Annotated in this window: 22 protein-coding genes, 1 pseudogene and 2 riboswitches; of the genes and pseudogenes, 13 read left to right on the forward strand and 10 right to left on the reverse strand. The window is 71.5% G+C overall.

What is annotated here, in order from left to right; translation table 11 throughout:
- From SREC43747_RS0104620 to dapA, 4 genes and pseudogenes are all read left to right on the forward strand, one after another.
- Window positions 1–428, forward strand: a pseudogene (locus SREC43747_RS0104620) (hypothetical protein); the annotation flags it as partial.
- A gap of 59 nt (window positions 429–487) precedes the next feature.
- Complete coding sequence (locus SREC43747_RS0104625) at window positions 488–1,219, forward strand: ESX secretion-associated protein EspG (RefSeq protein ID WP_029719977.1); 732 nt, start codon at window positions 488–490, stop codon at window positions 1,217–1,219.
- Between the two features lie 82 nt (window positions 1,220–1,301).
- The gene (locus tag SREC43747_RS0104630) at window positions 1,302–1,976 is read left to right on the forward strand and encodes a DUF3159 domain-containing protein (RefSeq protein WP_029719978.1); all 675 of its coding nucleotides are present in this window, start codon (window positions 1,302–1,304) and stop codon (window positions 1,974–1,976) included.
- A 31-nt stretch (window positions 1,977–2,007) separates the two neighbouring features.
- Complete coding sequence (gene dapA, locus SREC43747_RS0104635; protein ID WP_029719979.1) at window positions 2,008–2,853, forward strand: 4-hydroxy-tetrahydrodipicolinate synthase; 846 nt, start codon at window positions 2,008–2,010, stop codon at window positions 2,851–2,853.
- Here dapA and SREC43747_RS0104640 read toward each other — a convergent pair.
- Entirely contained in the window at window positions 2,850–3,803 is a 954-nt protein-coding gene (locus SREC43747_RS0104640) for an N-acetylglucosamine kinase (protein ID WP_029719981.1), read from the reverse strand. The two genes, dapA and SREC43747_RS0104640, sit on opposite strands and share 4 nt — an antisense overlap.
- 372 nt (window positions 3,804–4,175) lie before the next feature.
- Between SREC43747_RS0104640 and SREC43747_RS0104650 the strand changes: the two genes are divergently transcribed.
- Window positions 4,176–5,018, forward strand: coding sequence for an amidohydrolase family protein (locus SREC43747_RS0104650; RefSeq protein WP_029719982.1), 843 nt, complete (start codon window positions 4,176–4,178; stop codon window positions 5,016–5,018).
- Window positions 5,019–5,121: 103 nt separating this feature from the next.
- Here the strand turns inward: SREC43747_RS0104650 and SREC43747_RS0104655 are convergent, their stop codons facing one another.
- The gene (locus tag SREC43747_RS0104655; RefSeq protein WP_029719983.1) at window positions 5,122–6,171 is read right to left on the reverse strand and encodes an SIS domain-containing protein; all 1,050 of its coding nucleotides are present in this window, start codon (window positions 6,169–6,171) and stop codon (window positions 5,122–5,124) included.
- A 246-nt stretch (window positions 6,172–6,417) separates the two neighbouring features.
- Between SREC43747_RS0104655 and SREC43747_RS0104660 the strand changes: the two genes are divergently transcribed.
- From SREC43747_RS0104660 to SREC43747_RS0104670, 3 genes are all read left to right on the forward strand, one after another.
- The gene (locus tag SREC43747_RS0104660) at window positions 6,418–7,173 is read left to right on the forward strand and encodes a GntR family transcriptional regulator (RefSeq protein WP_029719984.1); all 756 of its coding nucleotides are present in this window, start codon (window positions 6,418–6,420) and stop codon (window positions 7,171–7,173) included.
- 138 nt (window positions 7,174–7,311) lie between these two features.
- Window positions 7,312–8,286, forward strand: coding sequence for a hypothetical protein (locus SREC43747_RS0104665; RefSeq protein WP_051387698.1), 975 nt, complete (start codon window positions 7,312–7,314; stop codon window positions 8,284–8,286).
- A 162-nt stretch (window positions 8,287–8,448) separates the two neighbouring features.
- Window positions 8,449–9,564, forward strand: a complete 1,116-nt coding sequence (locus SREC43747_RS0104670; RefSeq protein ID WP_029719986.1) for a S1 family peptidase — start codon at window positions 8,449–8,451, stop codon at window positions 9,562–9,564.
- A 27-nt stretch (window positions 9,565–9,591) separates the two neighbouring features.
- On the opposite strand, the gene thiE is transcribed toward SREC43747_RS0104670, so the two are convergent.
- On the reverse strand, window positions 9,592–10,263 hold the full coding sequence (gene thiE, locus SREC43747_RS0104675; protein WP_029719987.1) for a thiamine phosphate synthase: 672 nt from the start codon (window positions 10,261–10,263) through the stop codon (window positions 9,592–9,594).
- 97 nt (window positions 10,264–10,360) lie between these two features.
- Window positions 10,361–10,467, forward strand: a riboswitch (TPP riboswitch).
- On the opposite strand from thiE, the gene thiO reads away from it, so the two are divergent.
- The 3 genes from thiO (at window position 10,436) to SREC43747_RS0104690 (ending at window position 12,535) form a co-directional block, all read left to right on the forward strand.
- The gene (gene thiO / locus SREC43747_RS0104680) at window positions 10,436–11,584 is read left to right on the forward strand and encodes a glycine oxidase ThiO (protein ID WP_330218024.1); all 1,149 of its coding nucleotides are present in this window, start codon (window positions 10,436–10,438) and stop codon (window positions 11,582–11,584) included. It overlaps the preceding riboswitch by 32 nt.
- A complete protein-coding gene (gene thiS / locus SREC43747_RS0104685; protein ID WP_029719989.1) occupies window positions 11,568–11,768 on the forward strand; it encodes a sulfur carrier protein ThiS in 201 nt (66 codons plus the stop codon). Before thiO ends, thiS begins: the two co-directional genes overlap by 17 nt.
- A gap of 2 nt (window positions 11,769–11,770) precedes the next feature.
- Window positions 11,771–12,535: a thiazole synthase gene (locus tag SREC43747_RS0104690; RefSeq protein WP_029719990.1), complete on the forward strand. Its 765-nt coding sequence runs from the start codon at window positions 11,771–11,773 to the stop codon at window positions 12,533–12,535.
- Window positions 12,536–12,538: 3 nt separating this feature from the next.
- On the opposite strand, the gene SREC43747_RS0104695 is transcribed toward SREC43747_RS0104690, so the two are convergent.
- The 4 genes from SREC43747_RS0104695 to SREC43747_RS0104710 all read right to left on the reverse strand — a co-directional run bounded on the left by SREC43747_RS0104695 (window position 12,539) and on the right by SREC43747_RS0104710 (window position 18,022).
- Window positions 12,539–14,494 carry an FUSC family protein gene (locus SREC43747_RS0104695; protein ID WP_201768630.1) on the reverse strand — a complete coding sequence of 652 codons (1,956 nt, stop codon included), beginning with the start codon at window positions 14,492–14,494 and terminating at the stop codon, window positions 12,539–12,541.
- Between the two features lie 185 nt (window positions 14,495–14,679).
- The gene (gene thiD / locus SREC43747_RS0104700; protein ID WP_029719993.1) at window positions 14,680–15,546 is read right to left on the reverse strand and encodes a bifunctional hydroxymethylpyrimidine kinase/phosphomethylpyrimidine kinase; all 867 of its coding nucleotides are present in this window, start codon (window positions 15,544–15,546) and stop codon (window positions 14,680–14,682) included.
- Window positions 15,547–15,623: 77 nt separating this feature from the next.
- Window positions 15,624–17,276, reverse strand: coding sequence for a phosphomethylpyrimidine synthase ThiC (thiC, locus tag SREC43747_RS0104705; RefSeq protein ID WP_081722425.1), 1,653 nt, complete (start codon window positions 17,274–17,276; stop codon window positions 15,624–15,626).
- A riboswitch (TPP riboswitch) is annotated at window positions 17,270–17,394 on the reverse strand. It overlaps the preceding gene by 7 nt.
- A gap of 52 nt (window positions 17,395–17,446) precedes the next feature.
- Window positions 17,447–18,022, reverse strand: a complete 576-nt coding sequence (locus tag SREC43747_RS0104710) for a peptide deformylase (protein ID WP_029719995.1) — start codon at window positions 18,020–18,022, stop codon at window positions 17,447–17,449.
- Window positions 18,023–18,334: 312 nt separating this feature from the next.
- Between SREC43747_RS0104710 and SREC43747_RS19600 the strand changes: the two genes are divergently transcribed.
- Together SREC43747_RS19600 and SREC43747_RS0104720 are read left to right on the forward strand one after the other, a co-directional pair.
- Window positions 18,335–18,625: a DUF3263 domain-containing protein gene (locus tag SREC43747_RS19600; RefSeq protein WP_037331367.1), complete on the forward strand. Its 291-nt coding sequence runs from the start codon at window positions 18,335–18,337 to the stop codon at window positions 18,623–18,625.
- A 35-nt stretch (window positions 18,626–18,660) separates the two neighbouring features.
- Complete coding sequence (locus tag SREC43747_RS0104720; RefSeq protein ID WP_236623031.1) at window positions 18,661–19,239, forward strand: LytR C-terminal domain-containing protein; 579 nt, start codon at window positions 18,661–18,663, stop codon at window positions 19,237–19,239.
- A 3-nt stretch (window positions 19,240–19,242) separates the two neighbouring features.
- On the opposite strand, the gene SREC43747_RS0104725 is transcribed toward SREC43747_RS0104720, so the two are convergent.
- From SREC43747_RS0104725 to SREC43747_RS0104735, 3 genes are all read right to left on the reverse strand, one after another.
- Window positions 19,243–21,468 (reverse strand): AAA family ATPase, encoded by a 2,226-nt coding sequence (locus tag SREC43747_RS0104725; RefSeq protein ID WP_029719998.1) that lies wholly within the window; start codon window positions 21,466–21,468, stop codon window positions 19,243–19,245.
- 61 nt (window positions 21,469–21,529) lie between these two features.
- Window positions 21,530–22,471, reverse strand: a complete 942-nt coding sequence (locus SREC43747_RS0104730; RefSeq protein WP_029719999.1) for a CDP-alcohol phosphatidyltransferase family protein — start codon at window positions 22,469–22,471, stop codon at window positions 21,530–21,532.
- The gene (locus SREC43747_RS0104735) at window positions 22,468–23,190 is read right to left on the reverse strand and encodes a phosphatidylserine decarboxylase (RefSeq protein WP_029720000.1); all 723 of its coding nucleotides are present in this window, start codon (window positions 23,188–23,190) and stop codon (window positions 22,468–22,470) included. Before SREC43747_RS0104735 ends, SREC43747_RS0104730 begins: the two co-directional genes overlap by 4 nt.
- Window positions 23,191–23,436: the final 246 nt, after the last annotated feature.

Raw genomic sequence — 23,436 nt, forward strand, 5'->3', positions numbered from 1 at the left:
GGGCGGAGGGGCCTGTTGCTGGGCCGGTGTCGCCGCCGGGTGGGGTGCCGGTGCCGCCTCGCGCGCCGGAACCGCCGCCCAGCGCCCAGCCGTCCGCGCAGGACGCCCAGCAGCCTCCGGCGCAGGCGCCGGCTTGGGTGGGCCGCAGCGACGGCGGTTTCGGGCCGGTCGGATCGGGATCCACGACCACCTCCAGCAGCCGGCGGCGGACGCGCCGGGCGGCCTCCTGGTCCGCGGAGGAGGTCAAGGAGGGGCAGGCCGCCGTCGAGTTCCAGAGCGGCAAGGGCTACCGGCACGGCGAGGACACCCCTGTGCCGCAGTTCCTCGTCGAGGCGGACGAGATGCTCGACGACGACGAGGAAGCGGAGAGCAGGCTCGCTGCTCCGCCGGTGCTGGGCGAGCCGCCAGGCGGTTACCGCGACTTCTGATCCCGTCCCGGCGGCCCGGCGCCGCTGCGTACTGACCGGCCAGACCGAAAGAGCCTGTGATGGTGGAGACGATCACTCTGTCGATTCCCGCGGTCGACATCCTCGGTGAGCGGATGAACCTGCCCGTGCGGCAGTACCCGTTCGAGCTGCCCAGGGTGGGCGAGTCGCCGGAGCACCGCAGTCGGCTCGAGCAGCAGGTCTGGCAGGAGCTGGAGATGGCCGGGTTGGCGCGCGGCGGCAGCGTGGAGCCCGAGGTGGAGGACGCGCTGTACCTGCTGTGCAGCCCCGAGGTGTCCATCGCGGCGGCCGGGCTGCTGGACGTCCGTTCCGGGCAGCGGCTGGCGGCCCGGGTGGTGGCCACCGGCGAAGTCGGGGTGCTCGGCCAGCTCGGCGGGCGCGGTCTGCAGATCAACTTCCTGCCGCCGGACGAACTGCCGGCAGCAGCGGTCGGACTGCTGCCGGAGGCACCGGTCGGCCGGGGAGAGGTGGTCCGGGCGGTCGCCGACCGCTCGCACGGGCACCCCGCCGACGCGGACATCCAAGGGTTGCCCGAGCTGCGGGCGTTCACCGCGCGGCAGAAGATCCGGCTCGGGCACTTCGTGGTCACCAGCACCAGGACTAGGGAGCACCGGATCCGCCTGCCCAACCTGATCTGGTTCGACACCGACCTGGGGCGCTATTCGATGCGCGGTGAGCGCATCGACCACCAGGACGTGATCGAGTTCGGTCCGGCGGACGGGGCACTGCTCCGCGAGCAGCTGGCCGGGCTGGTGGATCGGGCGCACAGCTGAGCTCGCCGCGCACCGGGTGGTCCGAGAGTTCGACGACAGTCGTGTGCACCGCCGGGACGCCTTGCGGCAGGCTGGAACCGTGATGCAGGACCGCCAGACGAACACCGCCGACGGTGATGGGGCTGATCGGGAATCCCTGATGCAACTGCTGGGCGGCCGCACCAGCGCTCTGGACGCGAGCCTGCCCCCGGTGGCCTTCGTCGCCGGCTGGTACTTCGGCGGCGAGTCCATCGCCGTCGGTAGTGCGGTGGCGGTGCTCACCGGGGCGGTCCTCGGTGGTTGGCGGCTGCACCGCGGGGCGCGTCCGCGGGCCGTGCTGGTGAGCCTGCTCGCGGTCATGCTGGGCGCGGTGATCGCGCTGCGCACCGGCCAGGCCGCCGACTTCTTCCTCATCCGCGTGGTGTCCAACGCGGCCAGCGCGCTGGCCTGGTTGACCAGCATCGGGTTCCGCTGGCCCTTGCTCGGGGTCGTGGTGGGAACCCTGCTGCGGCAGGGCAAGAAGTGGCGGCAGGACCCGGACCTGGTGCGCTCCTACGGCCTGGCCAGCTGGGTGTGGGTCGGGCAGTACGCGATCCGGTTGGCGGTCTTCATCCCGCTGTGGCTGATCGACGCGGTGGTGGCGCTGGGCGTCGCCCAAGTGGTGCTCACGTGGCCGCTGGTGGCGGTGTGCGTCCTGACCAGCTGGTGGGTGCTGCGGCGGACGCTTCCCGCGGACCACCCCGGGCTGCGCCATCCGCGGCCCGCGGTGACGAGATGACATCTGCCGGATCTCCGCGCAGAATGCGCACATGTCTCTCGGCGCTGTGCTCACCGCGATGGTCACGCCCTTCGACGGCGAACTGCGGGTCAATGAAACGGTGTTCGTGTCGCTGCTCCACCACTTGCTGGACAACGGCTCGGACGGGGTGGTGGTGTGCGGGACCACCGGTGAGGCGCCCACGCTCACCGATGAGGAGCACCTCCGGCTGATCGAGCTGGCCTGCGCCGAACGCCGTCCGGGAAGCGCGGTGATCGCCTCCACCGGGTCCAACGACACCGCGCACGCGTGCGCGATGACCGAGCGGGCCACCGAACTCGGCGCGGACGCGATCCTGTCGGTGACGCCCTACTACAACAAGCCGAACCGGCGCGGGCTGGTGCGCCACTTCTCCGAGATCGCCCGGGCCACGGACAAACCGGTGGTGCTCTACAACATCCCGTCCCGCACCGCCGTGGACATGCCCAACGACCTGCTCGCGGAGCTGGCGCAGATCGAGCGCATCGACTACGTCAAGCAGGCCAACAACGCCAACCTCGCCCCGGTGGACGGGCTGGGGATCTACGCGGGCAACGACGACGCCTTCCTGCCGGTGCTGGAGCTCGGCGGCTGCGGCGGCATCCTGGTGGCCAGCCACCTGGTCGGGCCGCAGATGCAGGCCATGGCGCGGGAACCGCAGCGGCGGGCCGAGATCGACGCGTCCCTGAAACCGCTGTACGCGGCCTTGGGGGTGACCACGAACCCCATCCCGGTGAAAGCGGCGCTCAACGAGCTCGGTTGGCAGGTGGGTGCGCCGCGGCTGCCGCTGGCCGAGGCGGACGAGGCCGAGCTGGAGGTCGTCCGCGGCGCACTGGTCGAAACCGGGCTGCTGCCCTAGCCGACGAGCCGCTCGTGCAGCTCGGTCGGGTCCGGGACCAGGGTTCGCGCGGCCAGCCAGGCGGCTCCGGCCGCCCCGGACCCCGCGGTGAGCACCGGTCGCTGGTCGCGGGCGGCCAGTTCGGCCCGCAGCTGCTGGCCGACCGGGTTGTCCGCGGCGGTGAGCCCGCCGGCGAGCACGATCGGGCCGGTGTCCTGCTGCCGGGCGCGCTGCGCGGTGTCGGCCAGCAGGAGCGCCGCCCGGTGGACGATGTCCTGCGCGGTCGCGTCCCCGGCTTGCGCGGTCGAGCAGACCAGGGGAGCCAGTCGGGACAGGTGGATCGGCGGCTGCGCGTTGACCTCGGTGATCAGCCGCCGGCGCAGTGACTCCCGCTGCCCGGGCAGGTAGTGCTGGAGCACCGCGTTGGTCAGTTCCCCTTCGCCGACACCGGTGTCCAGGGCGAGCAGCGCAGCCCGCACCGCTTCCCGCCCCAGCCAGAACCCGGATCCCTCGTCCCCGAGCAGCCAGCCGTAGCCGTCCGCGATGCGGACCTCCCGGTGGTCCTCGATGCGGCTGGCGATCGCGCCGGTGCCCGCGATCAGCACTGTTCCGGAGGACGCCGGGGTGCCGGCGGCGAACGCGACCTCGGCGTCGTTGAGCACCGTCATCGGGCAGCGCAGGCCGAGCTCCCGCCAGGCCCGGTGGAATTCCTCGGCGACCGCGGGGTCGGTCATCTTGCTGCTGCCGGCCATGCCGAGCACGCCGTGGCGCACCGCGGCGGGATCGGTGCCGGACAGGGCTTGCCGGGCCGCGTTGCTGACCTCCCGCACCGCGTCGGCCACCGGGTGGGAGTTCGGGTTGCCGCCCCCGGCTTCTCCGTAGCCGGCGGTGCCACCGGCCAGGTCGCACAGCAGGGCGCGGGTGGTGGTGCCGCCGATGTCGAAGCCGAGGACGAGGTCGTCGTGGTGCATGCGCTCTTTCTAGTCGACGTGCGGTGATTAACAACTCCCCACCGGTGACCCGCTCTGGTTTCTCACCGGGCCAAGAGCTATACATCAATGCGGCATTGATCCAGTCGGGGTGAAACATGCGTGCCATCGATGAGTTCTTCGCGGCAGCCGCCGGCCGCGCCGCGCTGCTTCCGCCGCTGACCGGGAACGCGCTTGCGCACCAGCTCCGGTTCGTCAGAAATCCGCGCTGATCGTTGCCGCAGTGGATGCTGCTGCGCGCTGAGCTGCTGAAGGAAATCCGTATCGCTTCACCGGTGGGGACCCTTTCGTCCACGCCAGTTCGCTGCGTGGCGCGGGGCCGGCCTCGGTAGATCCCGCAGCAAGGGGAGAGCAATGACTGTCGACGCCCACCACCACCTGTGGGACTTCGATGTTCGGGAGCAGCCGTGGCTCGACGGCCCGGGGATGGAGCCGCTGCGGCGCGATTTCCTGCCGCACGACCTGTGCGCGGCGCTGCGCGGTTCTCGGGTGGACGCCACGGTGCTCGTGCAGACGTGCGCGGATCCGGACGAGACGCCGGAGATGCTGGTGATGGCGGACACCGTGGACCGGATCGCCGCGGTGGTCGGGTGGGTCGACCTCACCGGGCGGGACGTCCGGGAGCAGATCGGCCGGTTGCAGACCCACCCCGCCGGCCGCTACCTGCGCGGCATCCGGCACCGGGTGGAGTGCGAGCCCGATCCGGAGTGGCTGGTCCGGCCGGAGGTGCTCAACGGGCTGGCCGCGGTGGAGGACGCCGGCCTGGTCTACGAGCTGCTGGTCCGCCCCGATCAACTGCCCGGGGCGATCAAGGCCGTCACGGAGTTCCCGCAGTTGACGTTCGTCGTCGACCACTGCGCGAAGCCACCGATCGCCTCCGGGGGATTGGAACCGTGGGCCCAGGGGGTGCGCGCCTTGGCCGCTCACCCGAACGTGGTGTGCAAGTTCTCCGGGCTGGTGACTTCGGACGACTGGGCGCGGCAACCGGATCCGGCGCGCCTGCAGCCGTACGCGGACGTGGTGCTGGAGGCGTTCGGCCCGTCCCGGTTGATGTTCGGCTCGGATTGGCCGGTCTGCCTGCTCGCCGGCAGCTACGCCCAGGTGTTGGCGCTGGCCAGGCAGCTGACCAGCGGGCTCACCGAGCTGGAGCGGGAGGCGGTGTTCGACCGGACCGCCCGGGAGGTCTACGGGATCTGATCGTCGTGTAATCCCGCGCACCCCGATGGCTGGATGATCTAGATCCGGCGTAGCCTTGCGGTGCCCGCCTTGCCCCGCCCCCTCGGTGAGGCGGGCTCTTCCTTCATCGGGTCTTCGTGACCTTGGACAGGCCGCGCGGCTGGTCCGGGTCGTTGCCGCGGGCGGTCGCCAGTTCGAGGGCGAGCCGCTGCACCGGGAGGATTTCCAGCAGCGGGGCGAGTTCTTCGGCGCTTTCCGGAACGGGGATGCGGTGCGCGGCCTGGACTTCGCCGGCGGCCGAACCGATGGCGCAGATGTCCGGTCCGCGCTGGTGGAGCTGTTCGAGGACGTCCCGGGTGGCGTCGCCTCCCTTGCCGGTGCTGCACATCGCCAGCAGCGCGGTCTCGGGACCGATCGCGGCGACCGGGCCGTGCAGCAGGTCCGCCCCGCTGTAGGCCCGTGCCACCAGGTAGCTGGTCTCCGCCAGCTTCAGGGCGGCCTCGGCGGCGCTGACCACGGAGAAACCCCGCCCGGTGGCGACCACCCGCTCGGCGAACCGGTACCGGCGAGCGGCTTCGGCGACCGCTTCCGCACTGCGGTCCAGGGTTCGCTGGGCCAGTTCCGGCAGTTGCGCTGCGGCGGTGCCGCGGCCGCCGCGGATGGCGTCGACGAGCAGGTAGAGCGCCAGCAGGGTGGCGGTGTAGGTCTTGGTCGCGGCCACCGCGCGTTCGGGGCCCGCGCCGATGTCCACGGCCAGTTCGGCGGCGTCGACCAGCGCGGAGCCGGGGGTGTTGGTCACCGCCACGGTCAGCGCCCCGGAGCTGCGGGCGTTGCGGGTGACTTCCACCAGGTCGGGGGAGGAGCCGCTCTGGCTGATCGAGATGAGCAGCACGTCGCTCAGGTCGGGCTGCGCTCGGTACAGCGTCGTGGTGGAGGGGGAGACCAGGCCGGCTGGCAGCTCCAACAGCACTTCGACGAGGTACTTGGCGTAGTAGGCGGCGTGGTCGCTGGAACCGCGGGCGGCCAGCAGAGCGAACCGCGGTCGGCGCGCCGCGATGTGCTCGGCGGTGCGCGCGATGGTGTCCTGGCCGCTCAGCAGGTCTGCGAACACCCGCGGCTGCTGGGCGATCTCGGCGGCCATGTGCCGGCCGGGGCGTGCAGCGGGATCGCTCATTGCCGTCCTTCCCGTCAGGTCTAGACCAATACTAGCGAGCGACCCCCTTCTGAGGGGGTCAGCGAAGGCGAAAATTCCGATATGCGCCTTTCGTTTTGTTCTTCGAGCTTTCAGCTGTCCACTTTTCGGGCATGCTGTTAGTCCCAAATGGCTGAACCGCGCCCCTTCCACCCGAGGCGGGCCGCTGGCGGACCTGTGCCAGGACGCTAGTCGGGTCGGGACGTGCCGGCAGAACTAGGAGGGACGATGCTCGAAACACCGGCATCCAGCGGGGCGGACTCACCTGCCCGCACCCAGCGCGAACCCAAGTACTGGGGGCTGAAGCAGCACCTGCTGGACATGCTGCGGTCGCTGCCTCCCGGTTCTCCCATCCCCACCGAGCGGTCGCTGGCCGCCGAGTTCGACGTCTCCCGGACCACCGTGCGGCAAGCGCTGGCGGAGTTGACCGTGGAGGGGCGGCTGCTGCGGGTGCAGGGCAAGGGGACCTTCGCCGCCAAACCGAAGGTCGCCCAGCCGCTGCAGCTCAGCAGCTACACCGAGGACATGCTCGCGCAGGGCCGGCAACCGGCGTCCCGGCTGCTGGAGGTCTCCGAGGTGCCCGCTGACGACGAACTGGCCGGACTGCTCGACGTCAGCGCCGGGGACAACGCACTGCTGCTGCGCCGGCTGCGGCTGGCCGACGGGGAACCGATGGCGATCGAGAACACCTACCTGTCCCTGACCAGGTTCCCCGGGCTCACCACCCGCTTGGAGTCCGGCGCCTCGCTCTACCAGGTGCTGCGGGACCACTTCGGGGTGGAACTCGGCCACGCCGACCAGACCATCGAGACCGCGCTGGCCAGCCCCGAGGAAGCGGACCTGCTCGGCTCCGACACCGGCCTGCCCATGCTGCTGCTGACCCGGCACTCCTTCGACACCGGTGGGCGCCCCGTGGAATGGGTCCGGTCGGTCTACCGCGGTGACCGCTACAAGTTCGTGGCTCGGCTGAACCCGCCGTCCTGACCGCTCAGCTCCTCGCCCGGCGCCGCGTTACCAGGAAGTGGGAGTTCTCACGAGGCCGCTCCGCCGAGGAGAAAAACCGCGAGATCCCCCGTTGAACCGGTTGGGAGTCAAGGCGGTTGAGTGCGTGGGAGCCGTGAATTGACCAAGCAGAAGGACGAGGAGAACGGCGAGGACAAGGAGAAGTCCAGCAAACTGGGGGTGTCCCCGACGCAGGTCGCTGGGGGAGCGATGGCGTCGGCGACAGCCGCGTACCTCGGCGGCCAGCTGGGGGTGGCCGGGACGATCATCGGCGCCAGCCTGACCAGCGTGGTCATCACCGTCGGCGGCAGCCTCTACCAGAAGTCGTTGGAAACGGCGAAAGAACGAGCCGTGCAAGTGGTGGGGCGCAGCCGCAAGCGCTCCGACTCCGGAGAGCAGCGCGCCGACGAGGCGGGCGAGCAGGCGCGGCCGGACCCGGAGGCCACGCGGCGGATCGAGGCCGGGATGCACTGGCCGGACGGGCAGCGGGTGCTCGAGGCGCCCCAGCAGTCCGACCAGGACGGACCGACCCGGATCATCTCCGCCCCGGAGTCCACGACCGCTGACCGGACCGCTGTGCTGGACCCCGACCGCGCGGCCGAGGAGAGTCCTGCCCCGGACGGTTCGCTGCGGCGCAGGCGGCGGTGGGTGGTCGCCGCGGTGACCAGCGGCCTGGCCTTCGTGCTCGGCATGGTGCTCATCACCGGCTACGAGGGGATGACCGGTCGGCCGGTGTCCGGCGGCTCGCAAGGCACCACGATCGGTCAGCTGCTGAACGATCCAGGCGGGGCGCCACCACCGCCGGAGGAGGAGCTGCCCGCGGGGCCCGTGCCCACCGAGCAGGACACCCCGGAGACCACCGCGCCGGAGACCACCGAGCCGCGGCAGCCCGGCTCCAGCGACCAGCCGCAGCCCAGCGGCGAGCCGGGGCAGGAGCCGGACCGGGGGACCACTTCGCCCCCTCCGTCGAGCCAGCAGCAGCCGCTTCCGGAGCAGCCCTCGGAGACGTCCAGCGTGGACCCGAGCGGGGAACCGCAAAGCACTGGCGAAATATCGCCAGGCCAACGCATCCCCAACACTGACCCGACTGGGTAGCTGGCAGCGCCCGGTCGAACTACTGCTTGCCCTCCGAAAGAAGGGCACTGCGGGGTGACTTGCCCTCCTTGCGCCAAAAGCCGGATGTGGGGGCGTTGTTCTGCGCCGGATACTGAGCTCCGCGACGGGGTCGGTTGAAGATCCACTCGAAGGAGACAGCACATGAAGCGCAGATCAGCGTCCCTGGCCGGAAGTGTGGTGGCGGTGGCCGGCGCGGTGGCCGCACTCACCATGCCCGCATCGGCTGCCCCCGAGAATGGCCCCGCCGGGACCATGCTGGAGGCCATGCAGCGCGACCTCGGCCTCACCAAGGCCGAAGCGCAGCAGCGTCTTGACCAGGAAGCGACCGCCAACCAGACCTACCAAGCCCTCCAGCAGCAGCTGAGCGACGACGTCTACGGCGGTGCCTACTACGACGCTGAACTGGGCAAGCTCGTCGTGGGTGTCACCGACCAATCGGCCCTGGAGCAGGTGCGCGCCACCGGTGCCGAAGGCCGGGTGGTCACCTTCTCGGAGAAGCAGCTCAACGACGTGGTCGAGCAGCTCAACATCCGCGCCGGGCAAGCTCCGGCCGCGGTGAGCGGCTGGTACGTGGAACCGCGGCAGAACGCGGTCGTGGTCACCACCCAGCCGGGCAGCAGCGCGGAGGCCGCCGCGTTCGTCCAGCAGGCCGGGGTGCGCACCGACGCGGTGCGCGTCGTGGAGTCCACCGAAACCCCGCGCACCCTCGCCGACGTGATCGGCGGGAACGCGTACTACATCGGGTCGGCCCGCTGCTCGATCGGGTTCTCGGTGGAAGGCGGGTTCGTCACCGCGGGCCACTGCGGCAGCGCCGGTGACAGCACCAGCTCGCCGAGCGGCACCTTCCAGGGCTCCTCGTTCCCGGGCAACGACTACGCCTGGGTGCGGGTGAGCTCCGGGGAGACCCCGCAGCCGCTGGTGAACGACTACTCCGGTGGCACCGTTGCGGTCTCCGGTTCCAGCGAAGCCGCCGTCGGCGCCTCGGTCTGCCGTTCCGGTTCCACCACCGGGTGGCACTGCGGCACCATCGAGGCCAAGAACCAGACCGTCCAGTACGCCGAGGGCACGGTCAGCGGCCTCACCCGCACCGACGTGTGCGCCGAGCCGGGCGACTCCGGCGGGTCCTGGCTGTCCGGCAACCAGGCCCAGGGGGTGACCTCCGGTGGTTCCGGTGACTGCACCTACGGCGGCACCACCTACTTCCAGCCGGTGAACGAGATCCTGAACGCCTACGGGCTGACCCTGCTCACCCAGTGATCCGCTGAGCCGATCGGCCGAGGACTCCTACAGCAGCTGGCTGCGCAGCGCGCGGGCGGCTTCCCGGGGGTCCTCGGCCTCGGTTATGGCCCGCACCACCACGATCCGCTCCGCGCCCGCCGCGGCGACCTCGGCGACGTTGTCCAACCCGATCCCGCCGATGGCGAACCAGGGGCGCCCGTGGCCGCGGTGCTCGGCGGCGTGCCGGACCAGCTCCAGTCCGGCCGCCGGCCGACCCGGTTTCGTCGGGGTCGTCCACACCGGGCCGGTGCAGAAGTAGTCCACCCCTTCTTCGGTCGCGGCCGCATCGGCCTGCACCACGTCGTGCGTGGAGCGACCGATCACCACCTCATCGCCCAGCAGCCGCCGGGCGACCGGCACGGGCAGGTCGTCCTGCCCCAGGTGCAGGATGTCGGCTTGAGCGGCGAAGGCGATGTCGGCGCGGTCGTTGACCGCCAGCAGCGCGTCGTGCCGCACGCACGCCTCGGCCAGCACCTCCAAGGCGTCCAGTTCCTGGCGGGCCTCCAGCGGAGCGCCCTCCGGGCTCTTGTCCCGCAGCTGGACGATGTCCACGCCACCGTCCAGCGCCGCGTCGATGAACTCGGCAAGATCACCGCGCTCCCGCCGGGCGTCGGTGCACAGGTACAGCCGCGCTTCCGCCAGGCGGGCACGAATCCCCTCGCCGTCCAGTCCAGGCATACCGAGAAGGGTAGCCGGCCACCGGCTCCTCGGGCACGCAAGCCGACGGCCGCCGCCGCGGGAGCTGACCATGGAGCGCGCACCGGGTACGGTGGGGGGTGGTGAGCACGGGAGCCCGACAGCGGGCTGAGAGGGAGCCGGGAGGCTCCGACCGTCGAACCTGATCCGGGTAATACCGGCGCAGGGAGCGTGTATGTTCGTGAAAACCGCCGAACGTGTCGTCGTCGTGGGCGGCGGCATCGTCGGCACGTCCGTGGCCTGGCGAGCAGCCCAGGCCGGTTACGAGGTCAAACTGGTCGACGCCCGGCCCGGTACCGGAGCGTCGAACGTGGCCGGCGGCATGCTGGCCCCGATCGCCGAGGCGTGGCCGGGGGAGGAAGAGCTCCTCGAACTCGGTTCGGCATCGCTGCAGCGCTGGCCGGAGTTCGCCGCCGAGCTCGGCCGCGCCGCCGGACGGTCCGCCGGGTTGCGCACCGAAGGAACCCTGGTGGTCGGTGTGGACAGCGCGGACCGGACCGATCTGGACCGCCTGGCCGACTACCTGTCCCACCGCGGGCGGGAGGTCACCCGGCTGACCGCGCGGCAGCTGCGCGAGCTGGAGCCGTCGCTGGGACCCGCGGTGCGCGGCGGGTTGGAGGTCCCCGGCGATCTCGCGGTGGACAACCGGGCCGCCCTGGCCGCGGCGCGGGCGGCCGCCGAAGCCGCCGGAGTGGAGTTCGTCGCCGCTGCCGCTCGACAGGTCGCTCCTGGCCGGGTGGAACTCGCTGGCTCCGCAGTGGAGTGCGATGTGGCGGTGCTCGCCGCCGGGGCGCACTCCGGGGAGCTGCACCCCGCGCTGCGCGGCCGGATCCGCCCGGTGAAGGGCGAGGTGCTGCGGTTGCGCGCTCGTCCCGCCGCGCTGCCACCGCCCAGCCGGACCGTCCGCGGTCCGGTGCACGGCCGCCAGGTCTACCTGGTTCCCCGGGACGACGGTCTCGTGGTGGGTGCCACCCAGCACGAAGCGGGGTTCGACACCGAGGTGACGGTGGGCGGCGTCCGAGACCTGATCGCCGGCGCCGAGCAGGTGTTCCCCGGGATCTCGGAGTACCACTTGGTCGAAGCCAGCGCCGGGCTGCGGCCGGGCACCGAGGACAACCTCCCGGCCATCGGCTGGCTGGAACCCGGTGTGCTGGTGGCCACCGGGCACCACCGCAACGGCTTCCTGCTCACTCCAGTCACAGTGGACGCCGTCCTCGGGCTGCTGCGCGGAGAACAGCTGCCCGAGGAGATGAAATCCGCAGATCCCAGCCGCTGGGGAGGTAGCAGTGCAGGTCGTCATTAACGGCACCAGCCGGGAGATCACCGAGAACACCACGCTGCAGCAGGTGCTGGACGAGTACGGGGTCCCCGAGCGGGGCGTCGCGGTGGCGGTCGACGGGACGGTGGTGCCGCGCACCAGCTGGCCGACGACCACGCTCAGCCCGGACACCGGCATCGAGGTCCTCACCGCGGTGCAAGGAGGGTGAACATGGACGACCCACTGGTGATCGCCGGCCGCAAGTTCACCTCGCGGCTGATAACCGGCACCGGCGGTGCGGGCAACCTCGCGGTGCTGGAGCGGGCTCTGGTCGCCTCGGGCACCGAGATGACCACGGTGGCCATGCGCCGGGCGGACGCCGGCGGTCGCAGCGGGGTGCTGGACCTGCTGCACCGGCTGGGGATCGAGGCGCTTCCCAACACCGCCGGCTGCCGAACCGCGGCCGAAGCGGTGCTCACCGCGCAGCTGGCCCGGGAGGCCTTGGAGACCAACTGGATCAAGCTCGAGGTGGTGGCCGACGAGGACACCCTGCTGCCCGACCCGGTGGAGCTGCTCGACGCCGCCGAACAGCTCGTCGACCAGGGGTTCGTGGTGCTGGCCTACACCAACGACGACCCGGTGCTGGCGAAGAAGCTGGAGGACGTCGGCTGCGCGGCGGTGATGCCGCTCGGTTCGCCGATCGGCACCGGGCTGGGCATCCGCAACCCGCACAACATCGAGATGATCGTCTCGCGGGCGTCGGTGCCGGTGGTGCTCGACGCCGGGATCGGCACCGCCTCGGACGCGGCGCTGGCGATGGAGCTGGGCTGCGACGCGGTGCTGCTGGCCACCGCGGTCACCCGGGCCGGAGACCCGGAGCGCATGGCGGCGGCGATGCGGGCGGCCGTCGAGGCGGGCCGGTTGGCTTCGCAGGCCGGGCGGATCCCCAAGCGCTTCTGGGCCCAGGCGTCCAGCCCCGGCCGCCCGCTGGAGTAGGCGTCACGGGATGTGCAGCCGCTCGGTGCGCATGAACGAGATCGTGTAGCTCTTCCACGGGTTGTCGTAGCCGAAGATCCGGTCGATGGCGTGCCGGGCGTGCAGCGCGTTCTCCACCACCGAGCTGGCCAGCATCTCGGTGGCCGGGGCGCTCTCCCCGGGCACGTCCGGGACCCGGGCGTGCGGCTTGCCGCCCAGCAGGTCGTCGACCGCGCTCAACGCGGGGTTCGCGATCTCCCGCTCCGACTCCGGCCGGAAGGCGAGGGTGGCGAGGCTTTCCCGCAGCGAGTCCAGCGCGACCGCGGCGGACCGGATGCTGTGGTCGTCGTCGGTCTCCTCCCCGGTGCCGTCCAGCAGGGCCGGCAGGCCGAGCAGGTCCTGGGTGCGGCGCAGCGCCAGCACGTGCGCCGCCTGCAGGGCGTTCGGCAGTTCGGCGCCGCGGCTGGTGGCCTTCACGCTGCGCAGCAGCTCCGAAACGGCCCAGACGGTGGAGCGGACCGCGCCGGGGATGTCCGGCAGGGTGCTGCTGGGCAGCACCAGGTAGCTGACGTAGCCCACACCGAGCGCGATCGCCGCACCCACCGCGGTGTTGGCGGCGAAGCTGATCGCCACGTTGGCCAGCGGGCGGTCCAGCTGCATCGCCTGGTCCACCACGGTGATCAGGATCAGGCAGGCCAGCAGCAGCTGGTAGTCCCGCCGCAACCACTCGATGTTGAGCATCATGAAGCCCAGCGTCAGCGGGATCAGCAGGTAGGCGCTGGGCAGCAGGGTGATCAGCAGGGCCAGGGCCGCGACGCCGAGCACCGCGCCCCCGGTGCGTTCCAGCGCCCCGGTCATGCTGTCCCGCGCCGCGGGCTGCAGCACCAGGTAGAGCCCCAGCAGCAAGGGGGCGGCCGACGGGTCCTGCAGCAGCAGCACCACGACCATGCCGAGGGCCACCGCCAAGGTGCAGCGCAGCGCGTGCCGGAACAGCGAGGACTTGAACGACAGGTGCGCCCGAGCCGCGCCCAGCAGCTTCTCCCGGACCGCGCCGGGGTGGGCCGGTGCGGTGGGGATGTCGGTCCGGCGCAGCACCGCGGTGCGGATGCGGTCCAGCGCGTCGATGAGCCCCTGCACCGCAGCCGGCTGCTCGTGCCCTGCCGGGACGGAGATGTGAGCGGGGTTGCGGCGGGCGGGGGCGGGCAACCCGGTGCACACCTTCGCCTGCACGGACTTGGCCAGCTCGGCGGCGATCTCGTCGGCTTCGGCGACGATCAGGTTCAGCCGTTCGGCCTCGATCCGGTCGCTCTGCTGCGCCTGGGCCAGCAGGGTCTCCCGCGCGGCGCGGAAGCGGGCCGCTCCGGCGAGCACCTGGCCCAGCCAGGTGCGGGAGCCGTCCGTGCGCCACGCGGCAGCGGCCTCTTCCACCACGCCGGGCCCGGGTTCCAGCAGGGTGCGGGAAACCGCGAAGCGGGCCGGGCGGGTCGGGTCGGTCAGTCCGGTGAGGACGCGGAGCACCAGGGCGAAGGCGGCGCCGGCGGCCGACGAACCGAGCAGGACCAGCGGGGGCTGGTCGCTGCCGAGACCGGTCGTGGTGGCCAGCAGGGTGGCCGCGGCGAAGGTCTGCCCGCTGATCCGGTACTGCTCGCCGAGGGCGGGCAGCATGCCGGTGCCGAAGACGACCAGCGCCACCAGCAACCCGGCCAGCAGGGGTACCGCGCTCAGCAGCGGTCCGATGGTCATCACCAGCACCAGGGCCGGGGCGAACCACGCGAACCGCCGGATGTCGGACCGCAACGAGTGCCCGTGGGTGCCGACCAGCGCCAGCACGGTGGTCAGCGCCGCCAGCAGAACCGGTGTCCGCAGCTCGGGCAGCCAGCCGAGCGCGGTGCCGCCGACGACCGCGGTGAGGGCCAACGCCGTGTACTGGCGTTGTCGCGGATCGGGCGCTCCCGTTCTGGTGGCCAGCCGTTCCCGCATTCGAGTCCACACCGATTGAGCCACGCGAGCAAACCCCTGTCGTCTAGTGCGCACAGCCTCTGGAACCGCACGCTAGAAGTGCGAGCGGCGGAACAGAACTCTCCTACCGTTCGTGTCGGTAAAAGATCCCATTCGGGTTACAGACTGGGGATGGGAATCACTCTGTTAGGGCCGCACTAGGGGGATCAGATCGAGCGGGGGCTGATGCGCCAGAACGTGGACACCGGTCCGACGCCCTTGCCGAGCGGGTAGGCGTCGGCCACGCTGCGGGTGACGAACCGCTTCCCGAGCATCACCGCGTCCGGCACCGCGGCCCCCTTGGCCAGCGCCGCGGTGATCGCCGAGGCGAACACGTCCCCGGCGCCGTGGGTGTGCACGGTGTCGTAGCGCGGCCCGGGCAGCGAGATCGCGTCGGTGCCGTTGAACAGCAGGTCGACGCACTCCGGGTCGTCGGGCAGGTGGCCGCTCTTGACCAGCACCCACTGCGGGCCGAAGTCGTGGACCGCCTTCGCGGCGTCCAGGAGGTCGTCCCGGGTCCGGGCCTCGATGCCGGTGAGCAGCCGCACCTCGTCGAGGTTCGGGGTGACCAGGGTTGCTCGCGGGAACGCCTGGTACCGCAGCGCGTCCAGGGCGTCCTCGCGCAGCAGCGGTTCGCCGCTGCGGGAGGCGGCGACCGGATCGACGACGAACGGGACCTCCCCGTCGCGGCCGATCCCGTGCCGGTCGCACACCTCCACCACGGCCTCGATGGTCGCCGCGGAGGACAGCACACCGGTCTTGGCCGCGTCCACACCGATGTCGCTGGCCACCGCGTCGATCTGGGCGGCCACGGTTTCCGGGGGGATCTCCACCAGCCCGGTCACGCCCACGGTGTTCTGCACGGTCACCGCGGTCACCGCGGTCATGCCGTGCACCCCGCAGGCGAAGAAGGTGCGCAGGTCGGCGTGCATGCCGGCGCTGCCGCCCGAGTCCGAACCGGCGATGGTCAGCGCGGTCGGCGGGGCGGTTCCGGTGGCGGGCTGGAGCTTCGGGGTGCCGGGTGTGTCCTGCATTCGGTTCATGGTACGAGCCCGTTCGACGCTGCTGAGCAGCAGGAACGGGCAGGGCCTGGGCCCTGCCCGTCACGGGGTCACTGGTTGAGCGGGAGGTGGATCCGTCCTCCGGAGCTGGTGAACTCGGCCGCCTTCTGCCGCATGCCGGCCTCGATCGCCGCCACGGTGGTCAGCCCGTGCTCTTCGGCGAACTCGCGGACGTCCTGCGTGATCTTCATGGAGCAGAACTTGGGCCCGCACATCGAGCAGAAGTGCGCCGTCTTCGCGGGTTCCGCGGGCAGCGTCTCGTCGTGGTAGGAGCGCGCGGTGTCCGGGTCCAGCGACAGGTCGAACTGGTCGTTCCACCGGAACTCGAACCGGGCCCGGCTCAGCGCGTCGTCCCGCTCCTGGGCGCGGGGGTGCCCCTTGGCCAGGTCAGCGGCGTGCGCGGCGATCTTGTAGGTGATGACGCCGGTCTTGACGTCGTCCCGGTTGGGCAGCCCCAGGTGCTCCTTCGGCGTGACGTAGCAGAGCATCGCGGTCCCGGCCTGCGCGATCGCCGCCGCCCCGATGGCCGAGGTGATGTGGTCGTAGGCCGGGGCGATGTCGGTGGTCAGCGGGCCGAGGGTGTAGAACGGGGCCTCGCCGCACAGCTCCTCCTCCCGCCGCACGTTCTCGGGGATCTGGTGCAGCGGCACGTGGCCGGGGCCCTCGACCATCACCTGCACGTCGTGCTCCCGGGCGATCCGGGTGAGCTCCCCGAGCGTTTCCAGCTCGGCGAACTGGGCCTCGTCGTTGGCGTCGGCGATGGAGCCGGGGCGCAGCCCGTCGCCCAGGGAGAAGGTGACGTCGTAGTCCCGCAGGATCTCGCACAGCTCGGAGAAGTGGGTGTAGAGGAAGTTCTCCTCGTGGTGGGCCAGGCACCAGGCAGCCATGATGGAGCCGCCGCGGGAGACGATCCCGGTGACCCGGTTGGCGGTCAGCGGGACGTAGCGCAGCAGCACGCCGGCGTGCACGGTCATGTAGTCCACGCCCTGCTCGCACTGCTCCAGCACGGTGTCGCGGTAGACCTCCCAGCTCAGCCGGGCCGGATCTCCGCCGACCTTCTCCAGCGCCTGGTAGATCGGCACCGTGCCGACCGGCACCGGCGAGTTGCGCAGGATCCGCTCCCGGGTTTGCGAAATCCGCTTGCCGGTGGACAGGTCCATGACGGTGTCGGCGCCCCACCGGATGGCCCACACCATCTTCTCGACCTCTTCGGCCGCGGAGGAGGTCACCGCGGAGTTGCCGATGTTGGCGTTGACCTTCACCAGGAACTTCTTCCCGATGATCATCGGCTCGCTCTCCGGGTGGCAGCGGTTCGCCGGGATCACCGCTCGCCCGCGGGCGACCTCGTCCCGGACGAGTTCGGCGGGAACTCCTTCGCGGAGCGCGACGAACTCCATTTCCGGTGTGATGGCACCGGATTTCGCCCAGGCCAGCTGGGTGCGGTGCGGTCGGTCGAGCCACTTCGCCCGGATCGGCTCAAGTCCACGGTGGACATCGATGTCGGCGTCGTCCTCCGTGTACGGACCGGAGGTGTCGTAGACGTCGAGGTGTTCCCCGTTGGACAGACCGATGCGGCGGAACGGCACCCTCCCGCCGGACTCGGTGGTGCGGTACACCTTGCTGGAACTGGGAAGCGGTCCTGTGGTGACTGGCTGCGCGTCGGCGCCGTTGTTCTCGGACAGGGCAGAACGCACTGCGGCCAAAGCCGTTCACTCCCTACGCCGGCATTACCCGGTCAGGTTCAGGCGGTCGGCGGCCCCGGAGCTCTCTCCAGCCGCCCTCTCAGCCCGCTTTCGGGTGCGAGCTCCCGCGTTGATCTGTGACGAGGCCACAGGCTAGCCGCGATCCACCGCGTTGCCAAGGCGCCGTTCGGTCAGTCCTCCGCGAACGGGTCGGGCTCCTGCGCCGGGTCCCAGGACAGGTCGGGAACGCCCCACCCGTTGCGCTTGAGCATCTTCTTGGCGGCGCGCTGGTGCCGGCCGATGAGGCGGTCCAGGTACACGTACCCGTCCAGGTGGTCCGTTTCGTGCTGCAGGCAGCGGGCGAAGAAACCGGTGCCCTCCACCTCGATCGGCTTGCCGTCCACGTCGAACCCGGTGACCTTGGCCCACTTCGCGCGGCCGGTGGGGTAGGACTCCCCGGGCACCGACAGGCAGCCCTCCCAGTCCTCGTCCGGGTCCGGCATGGTCTGCGGGATCTCGGAGGTCTCCAGCTGCGGGTTGACCACCACTCCGCGGTGCTGGACGCCTTCGTCGTCCGGGCAGTCGTAGACGAACAGGCGCAGGTCCACCCCGATCTGGTTGGCGGCCAGGCCCACCCCGTTGGCGGCGGCCATCGTCTCGAACATGTCGTCCACGAGGGTGCGCAGCTCGTCGTCGAACCGTTCCACCGGGCGGGTGGGGTTGTGCAGCACCGGGTCGCCGACGATGCGGATCGGGTGAACAGCCATAACGCGACCATATCGGGTCCGCGGACGGCTCCGGCGACCGCCGCCCGCGGCCGGGCGGCCGGGAAGATCAACAGACGAAATCGATCATCGCGTGGTGTAATTGGCCGGGAATCACAGCCAGCTGAGTTCCGCGCCAGCGCGGGATCTGGACCGGGAGCCGGAGGACGGATGGACGCTGCCCAGATGCTCAACGCGCCGGAGATCGCCCGCGAGTTCGAGCAATTGGCGCGCCGCCAGCAGGAGTCCGCTCCGGAAGAGCAGACCAAGCCGCAACTGCGGCTCGTCGATCCGATCACTCAGCCGATAGAACGAATTCGGGAACCGGAATCGCGACCCGAACCAGCTGGCTCAGACCTTTCCGAGCAGGAACAGAGCATCCTGGCGTTCGAACGGCAGTGGTGGAAGCGGGCCGGTTCCAAGGAGCAAGCCATTCGCGAGCTCTTCGGCATCTCGCCGTCCCGCTACTACCAGCTGCTGAACGCGCTGGTGGACAAACCAGCGGCAATGCGGGCTGACCCGCTGCTGGTCAAACGGCTGCGCAAGGTGCGGGCGAGCCGGCAACGCGCTCGGAACGCCCAACGACTGGGAATCGAGTTGGATTGATGAGTTCACCGGAAAAGCCCAGCGAACCATCCAGGGTGAGGATCGCCGGTTACAGCCTGATCGGAGCTGGCGCGATCGCCGCGGTGTTCGGCTTCGTCACGTTGGCCTCCGGTGGGCAGGAGGAGCAAGCGGCTCCGCTGCCGCCGGAGCAGTTCGCCACGTCTTCCGCGCGGGTCCCGGCGGACAGCGCCGAACCGGCTCCCGCGCAGCCCCCGCAACAGGACACTTCGGACACCGCGGCGCAGGCTCCGGAACAGCGGCCCGGCGAAGCGGTCCCGCAGGATCCGGAGGACACCGCGGAAGAACCCGCGCCGAGCAAGGTGCTCGTCCGGGTCTACAACAACAGCACCATCCGCGGACTGGCCGGTCGAGCCGGGGAGGAGATCCGCCGGCTCGGCTACGAAGTGCCGGAGGTGGGCAACTACTCGGCCGGGATCATCCCCACCACGACGGTCTACTACACCCCGGGGACCGAGGAGGAACGGCACGCCCGCGAACTGGCCACGCTGCTCGGCGCTCGAGCCGAACCGCGCTTCGCCGGCATCCAGGACGCCAAACCCGGGCTGATCGTCATCCTCACCAACGACTACAGCTCGCCGAGCACGCCCAAGTGAGCCTCACGCCTTCCGGCTCTCGGCGTAGGACTCCAGGTGCGCCAGCTGGGCGGGGTCCAGCGACGGGCGGACCACTTCGCGCGCTCGCCGCAGGTGGGCGTCCGTCACCTCGGTGGCGCTGATGGACTCGCGCATCGCGGTGAGCGCGGCCTCCCGGACCAGCGCCGCGCAGTCGGCGGCCGAATAGCCGTCCAGCTCCGCGGCGAGCGCGGCCAGGTCCACGTCGTCGGCCAGCGGGGTGTTCCGGGCCGCCGAGCGCAGGATGGCCTCCCGGGCGTCGGCGTCCGGCGGCGGCACGTACACCAGCCGCTCCAGTCGACCCGGGCGCAGCAGCGCCGGGTCCACCAGGTCCGGGCGGTTGGTCGCGCCCAGCACCACCACCTCGCGCAGCGGCTCCACCCCGTCGAGCTCGGTGAGCAGGGCCGCCACCACCCGGTCGGACACCCCGGAGTCGGACGACTGGCCGCGGCGCGGCGCCAGCGCGTCGACCTCGTCCAGGAAGACGAGGGCCGGTGCGGCGTTGGCGGCCCGCAGGAACAGCTCCCGCACCGCCCGCTCGGACTCGCCGACCCACTTGTCCATCAGCTCGGCGCCCTTGACCGCGAAGACGTTCAACCGGCCGCTGCCCGCCAACGCCCGCACCAGGAAGGTCTTGCCGCAGCCAGGCGGTCCGTAGAGCAGCACGCCGCGCGGCGGTTCGACGCCGAGCCGGGTGAACGAGTCCGGGTACTGCAGCGGCCACAGCACCGACTCGGTGAGGGCCTGCTTCACCTCGGTCATGTCCCCGACGTCGTCCAAGGTGAGCCCGCCGGTCTGCAGGTCGTCCGAAGCCGACATCGAGATCGGGCGCACCGAGGACAGCGCGTCCAGCAGGTCCTGCTGGCAGATGCTCGGGTTCTCCGGCGCGTCCTGCTGCCGCAACGCGGCGCACACCGCGGCTTCCCGGCACAGCGCTTCCAGGTCGGCCGCGGCGAAACCGGGGGTCCGCGCGGCGATCTCGGCCAACTGGACCTCGGGGTCCAGCGGTGTGCTGCGCAGCAGGACGCGCAGGATTTCCGCCCGGGTGTCCTCGTCCGGCATGGCGAGGGTCAGTTCCCGGTCCACCACGCCGGGCTCGCGCAGCCGGGGGTCGATGGACTCGGGAGCGGAGCTGGTCACCACGACGGCCAAGCCCTCGGTGCTGAGCGCGGTGTTCAGCACGTCCAGGGCCACCGTCGCCAGCGGGGGCGGGTCGTTGGCCGGGAGCAGGCTTTCCACATCGGTCAGCAGCAGCACGCAGTTGCCGTTGCCGGCGGTGCGCACCGCTCGGTCCACCGAGTTCTGCAGCTGCTCGGCGGCCTGCTTGGCCTCCAGCGCGGCGATGCTGGGAGCGGCGACTTCGACCAGGCCGGCGCCGAGCTCGTGGGCCACCGCACGGGCCAAAGTGGACTTTCCCACTCCGGGTGGGCCGCTGAGCAGGACCCCGAGCCGGGGTTCGGCACCGAGCTGGCGCAGCAGCTCGGGGTGCTGGAACGACAGGCTCAACCACTCGGTGAGCCGTTTCGCGGCGGTGCGGTTGCCGGCCAGGTCCGCCAGCGCCGGGGGCTGCGGCGCTTGCGCCGGTTCGGCGTTCGGCGGCGCGGTGGCGACGTCCGGTTGCGGGGCGGGGCCCGCAGTGGGCTCCGCCGCCGACGCGTCCCGCCAGCTGACCACAGTGGATGGATGAACGGTCACCGGCCCGGCCGGGTCCGCGGAACTGATGGTGATCAGCTCGCTGGTCCACGTGATGCCGAGGGAGTTGCCGAGCTTGCGCCGCACCTCGGCGGCCTGGGACGAGCGGTTCGGCGACACGTCCTGCGGCAGCAGCGAGACGGTGTCCCCGGGGCAGAAGACCTTGCCGGCCAAGGCGAGGCGCACGGTCTCGGGGGACAGCGACGCGTGCGCCAACCGGGAACCGGTGACGTGCACGTGCTTGGCCGGGCGCACCGGCACCGGCGCGACCCCGACCTGCGCCCCCTCGGTCAACCCCAGGTTCATCAACGTGAGCTCGTCGAGCAGGACGATACCGGTGGGGGAGGTGCGGGGCGCCGGGGCGGCCAGGGCCGCGGTCACCCGGGCACCGGTCAACTGCACCGCGTCCCACGAGCGCAGGTCGAGGGCGTTCAGGACCTCGGGGTGCAGCCGGACGATCCCGCGCCGGTTGTCCGTGGCGGAGGACGACAGCCTGGCGGTCAGCGTGATGGACGGCACGGGACCGAGCTTACTGGCGGCCGATCGGCGGGGTGGCCAGGAAGCCCCGATTCCCGGCGGATCAGCGCGGCTGCTGGCTGTTGTTCCGGTTGCGGCGCAACTCCAGCCGGCGCCAACTGCGCCGCGGCCCGCCCGGGCCGTTGTTCCGCAGGGGCAGCCGGACCCGTCGAGCGGCGCCCGCGACCCGGCGGCGCAGCGGTCTCCGCAACCCGAGCTGCCGCTGGGTGCGGCGGATCGCCCGGCGCTCCCGCGGCGGCACCGACCAGGCCTCGGGGTGCCGGGCCAGCCAGCGGTACCGGTGCACCGCGAACGGGATGTGCAGCACGTACAGCAGCAGCACGACCGCGAGCGCCACCAGCGGGTAGGTGATGATCCCGGCGGCCACGAGCGCGACCGCCACCAACAGCGGGGCCATCGCCTTCGCCGGCACCTTCACGGTCTTCAGCGACAGGGTCGGGATCCGGCTGACCGCCAGCAGCGCCACCCCCAGCAGCCAGACCATCACCACCGGCTCCTGCGCCCACCAGCCGAGGTGCCCGAACTGCGCGCTCAGCAGCAGCGGGAACAACGCCAGCAGGCCGGCCGCCGGGGCCGGCACGCCGACGAAGAACTCCTTGGCGTACGGGGGTTGGTTGGTGTCCTCCAGCAGCGTGTTGAACCGCGCCAGGCGCAGCACCATGCACACCGCGAACAGCAGGGCCACCAGCCAGCCGGCGCGGCTGCCCTGCAGCTGCCAGATGTAGACGGTCAGCGCCGGGGCCACCCCGAACGACATCGCGTCGGCGAGGGAGTCGAGCTCGGCGCCCATCTTCGAGGTGGCGTCCAGCATCCGGGCGATCCGCCCGTCCAGGCCGTCCAGGACGGCGGCGACGCTGATCGCGGCCAGGGCGCCCAGCGGGTGGCCGGCCAGCGCGAAGTACACCGCCGACAGCCCGGAGCACATGGCCAGGACGGTGATCGCGTTGGGCAGCAGCCTCACACCGGGAGTGGTGCGCACGCTCATGACGCGCGGCGCTCCTCGGGCAGTTCGGCGAGCACGGTCTCCCCGCCGATGGTCCGCTGGCCGGGCTCGACCAGGACGCGGCTGTCGCGGGGGACGTAGAGGTCCACCCGGGAGCCGAAGCGGATCAGCCCGTAGGTCGCGCCGGCCTGCACGGTGTCCCCCTCGGAGACCGAGCAGACGATGCGCCGGGCCACCAGTCCGGCGATCTGCACCACGGCCACTTCGACGCCGTCGTCGGAGCGGATCACCAGGGAGTTCCGCTCGTTGTCCTCGCTGGCCTTGTCCAGGTCGGCGGACAGGAACTTGCCCGGGCGGTACACCGCCTTGGTGATCTTCCCGCTCAGCGGAACGCGCTGGACGTGCACGTCGAACACGGTCAGGAAAACGCTGATGCGGGTCATCGGGGCGTCCGGGAGCCCGAGCTCCGGCGGGGGCGTCGCCGACTCGACGTGGGCGACCGTGCCGTCGGCCGGGGCCACGGCTATCCCGGTCCGGGAAGGGGTGACCCGTCGAGGCTCGCGGAAGAACCACGCGCACCAGGCCGCGACCACCCCGCCGAGCACTCCCAGCGGGCGCCACAGGCGGCGCAACAGCAAGGCCGCGAGAACTGCTCCGAGAACGAACGGCTTCCCGGCAGGGTGCATCGGCGGAACTGTTTCACGGGCCAGGGTCACCAGGTGCGCCAGGGTGCTCTTGTTCGGTTCTGCTTCGGTGCTCATCGAAGTACTACGCCCTCGGGTCGGCAATCTTGACTGGCGTGCCGGCGCGCGCCGGAACAACGCGGACTACGGCCGGTGCCGTTGTCGCTACAGCATCGCGGACGCCGTTCCCCGACCAGCTGCAGGGGGCGTGGTGGGTCACGCGGTGCTGGCCAGAGCGCTGACTCGCTTGCTCGAGCCGTTCGCAGGCCCGGCAGCGGACGCAGCGCTCACCACGGCTGTGCCATCGGGATCGACGCTACCGAA

Origin of the sequence: Saccharopolyspora rectivirgula DSM 43747 (assembly GCF_000497205.1) — a bacterium.
Taxonomy (GTDB): Bacteria; Actinomycetota; Actinomycetes; order Mycobacteriales; family Pseudonocardiaceae; genus Saccharopolyspora; species Saccharopolyspora rectivirgula.

Bases quoted from the DNA above. Each gene is read 5' to 3' on its own strand.
- dapA (WP_029719979.1), top strand. From the start codon at position 2,008: ATGTCTCTCGGCGCTGTGCTCACCGCGATGGTCACGCCCTTCGACGGC.
- SREC43747_RS0104650 (WP_029719982.1), top strand. From the start codon at position 4,176: ATGACTGTCGACGCCCACCACCACCTGTGGGACTTCGATGTTCGGGAG.
- SREC43747_RS0104690 (WP_029719990.1), top strand. From the start codon at position 11,771: ATGGACGACCCACTGGTGATCGCCGGCCGCAAGTTCACCTCGCGGCTG.
- thiE (WP_029719987.1), bottom strand. From the start codon at position 10,263: ATGCCTGGACTGGACGGCGAGGGGATTCGTGCCCGCCTGGCGGAAGCG.
- SREC43747_RS0104655 (WP_029719983.1), bottom strand. From the start codon at position 6,171: ATGAGCGATCCCGCTGCACGCCCCGGCCGGCACATGGCCGCCGAGATC.
- SREC43747_RS0104660 (WP_029719984.1), top strand. From the start codon at position 6,418: ATGCTCGAAACACCGGCATCCAGCGGGGCGGACTCACCTGCCCGCACC.
- SREC43747_RS0104640 (WP_029719981.1), bottom strand. From the start codon at position 3,803: ATGCACCACGACGACCTCGTCCTCGGCTTCGACATCGGCGGCACCACC.
- SREC43747_RS0104670 (WP_029719986.1), top strand. From the start codon at position 8,449: ATGAAGCGCAGATCAGCGTCCCTGGCCGGAAGTGTGGTGGCGGTGGCC.
- SREC43747_RS0104630 (WP_029719978.1), top strand. From the start codon at position 1,302: ATGCAGGACCGCCAGACGAACACCGCCGACGGTGATGGGGCTGATCGG.
- thiD (WP_029719993.1), bottom strand. From the start codon at position 15,546: ATGCAGGACACACCCGGCACCCCGAAGCTCCAGCCCGCCACCGGAACC.
- SREC43747_RS0104730 (WP_029719999.1), bottom strand. From the start codon at position 22,471: ATGAGCGTGCGCACCACTCCCGGTGTGAGGCTGCTGCCCAACGCGATC.
- SREC43747_RS0104710 (WP_029719995.1), bottom strand. From the start codon at position 18,022: ATGGCTGTTCACCCGATCCGCATCGTCGGCGACCCGGTGCTGCACAAC.
- SREC43747_RS0104735 (WP_029720000.1), bottom strand. From the start codon at position 23,190: ATGAGCACCGAAGCAGAACCGAACAAGAGCACCCTGGCGCACCTGGTG.
- SREC43747_RS0104625 (WP_029719977.1), top strand. From the start codon at position 488: ATGGTGGAGACGATCACTCTGTCGATTCCCGCGGTCGACATCCTCGGT.
- SREC43747_RS0104695 (WP_201768630.1), bottom strand. From the start codon at position 14,494: ATGCGGGAACGGCTGGCCACCAGAACGGGAGCGCCCGATCCGCGACAA.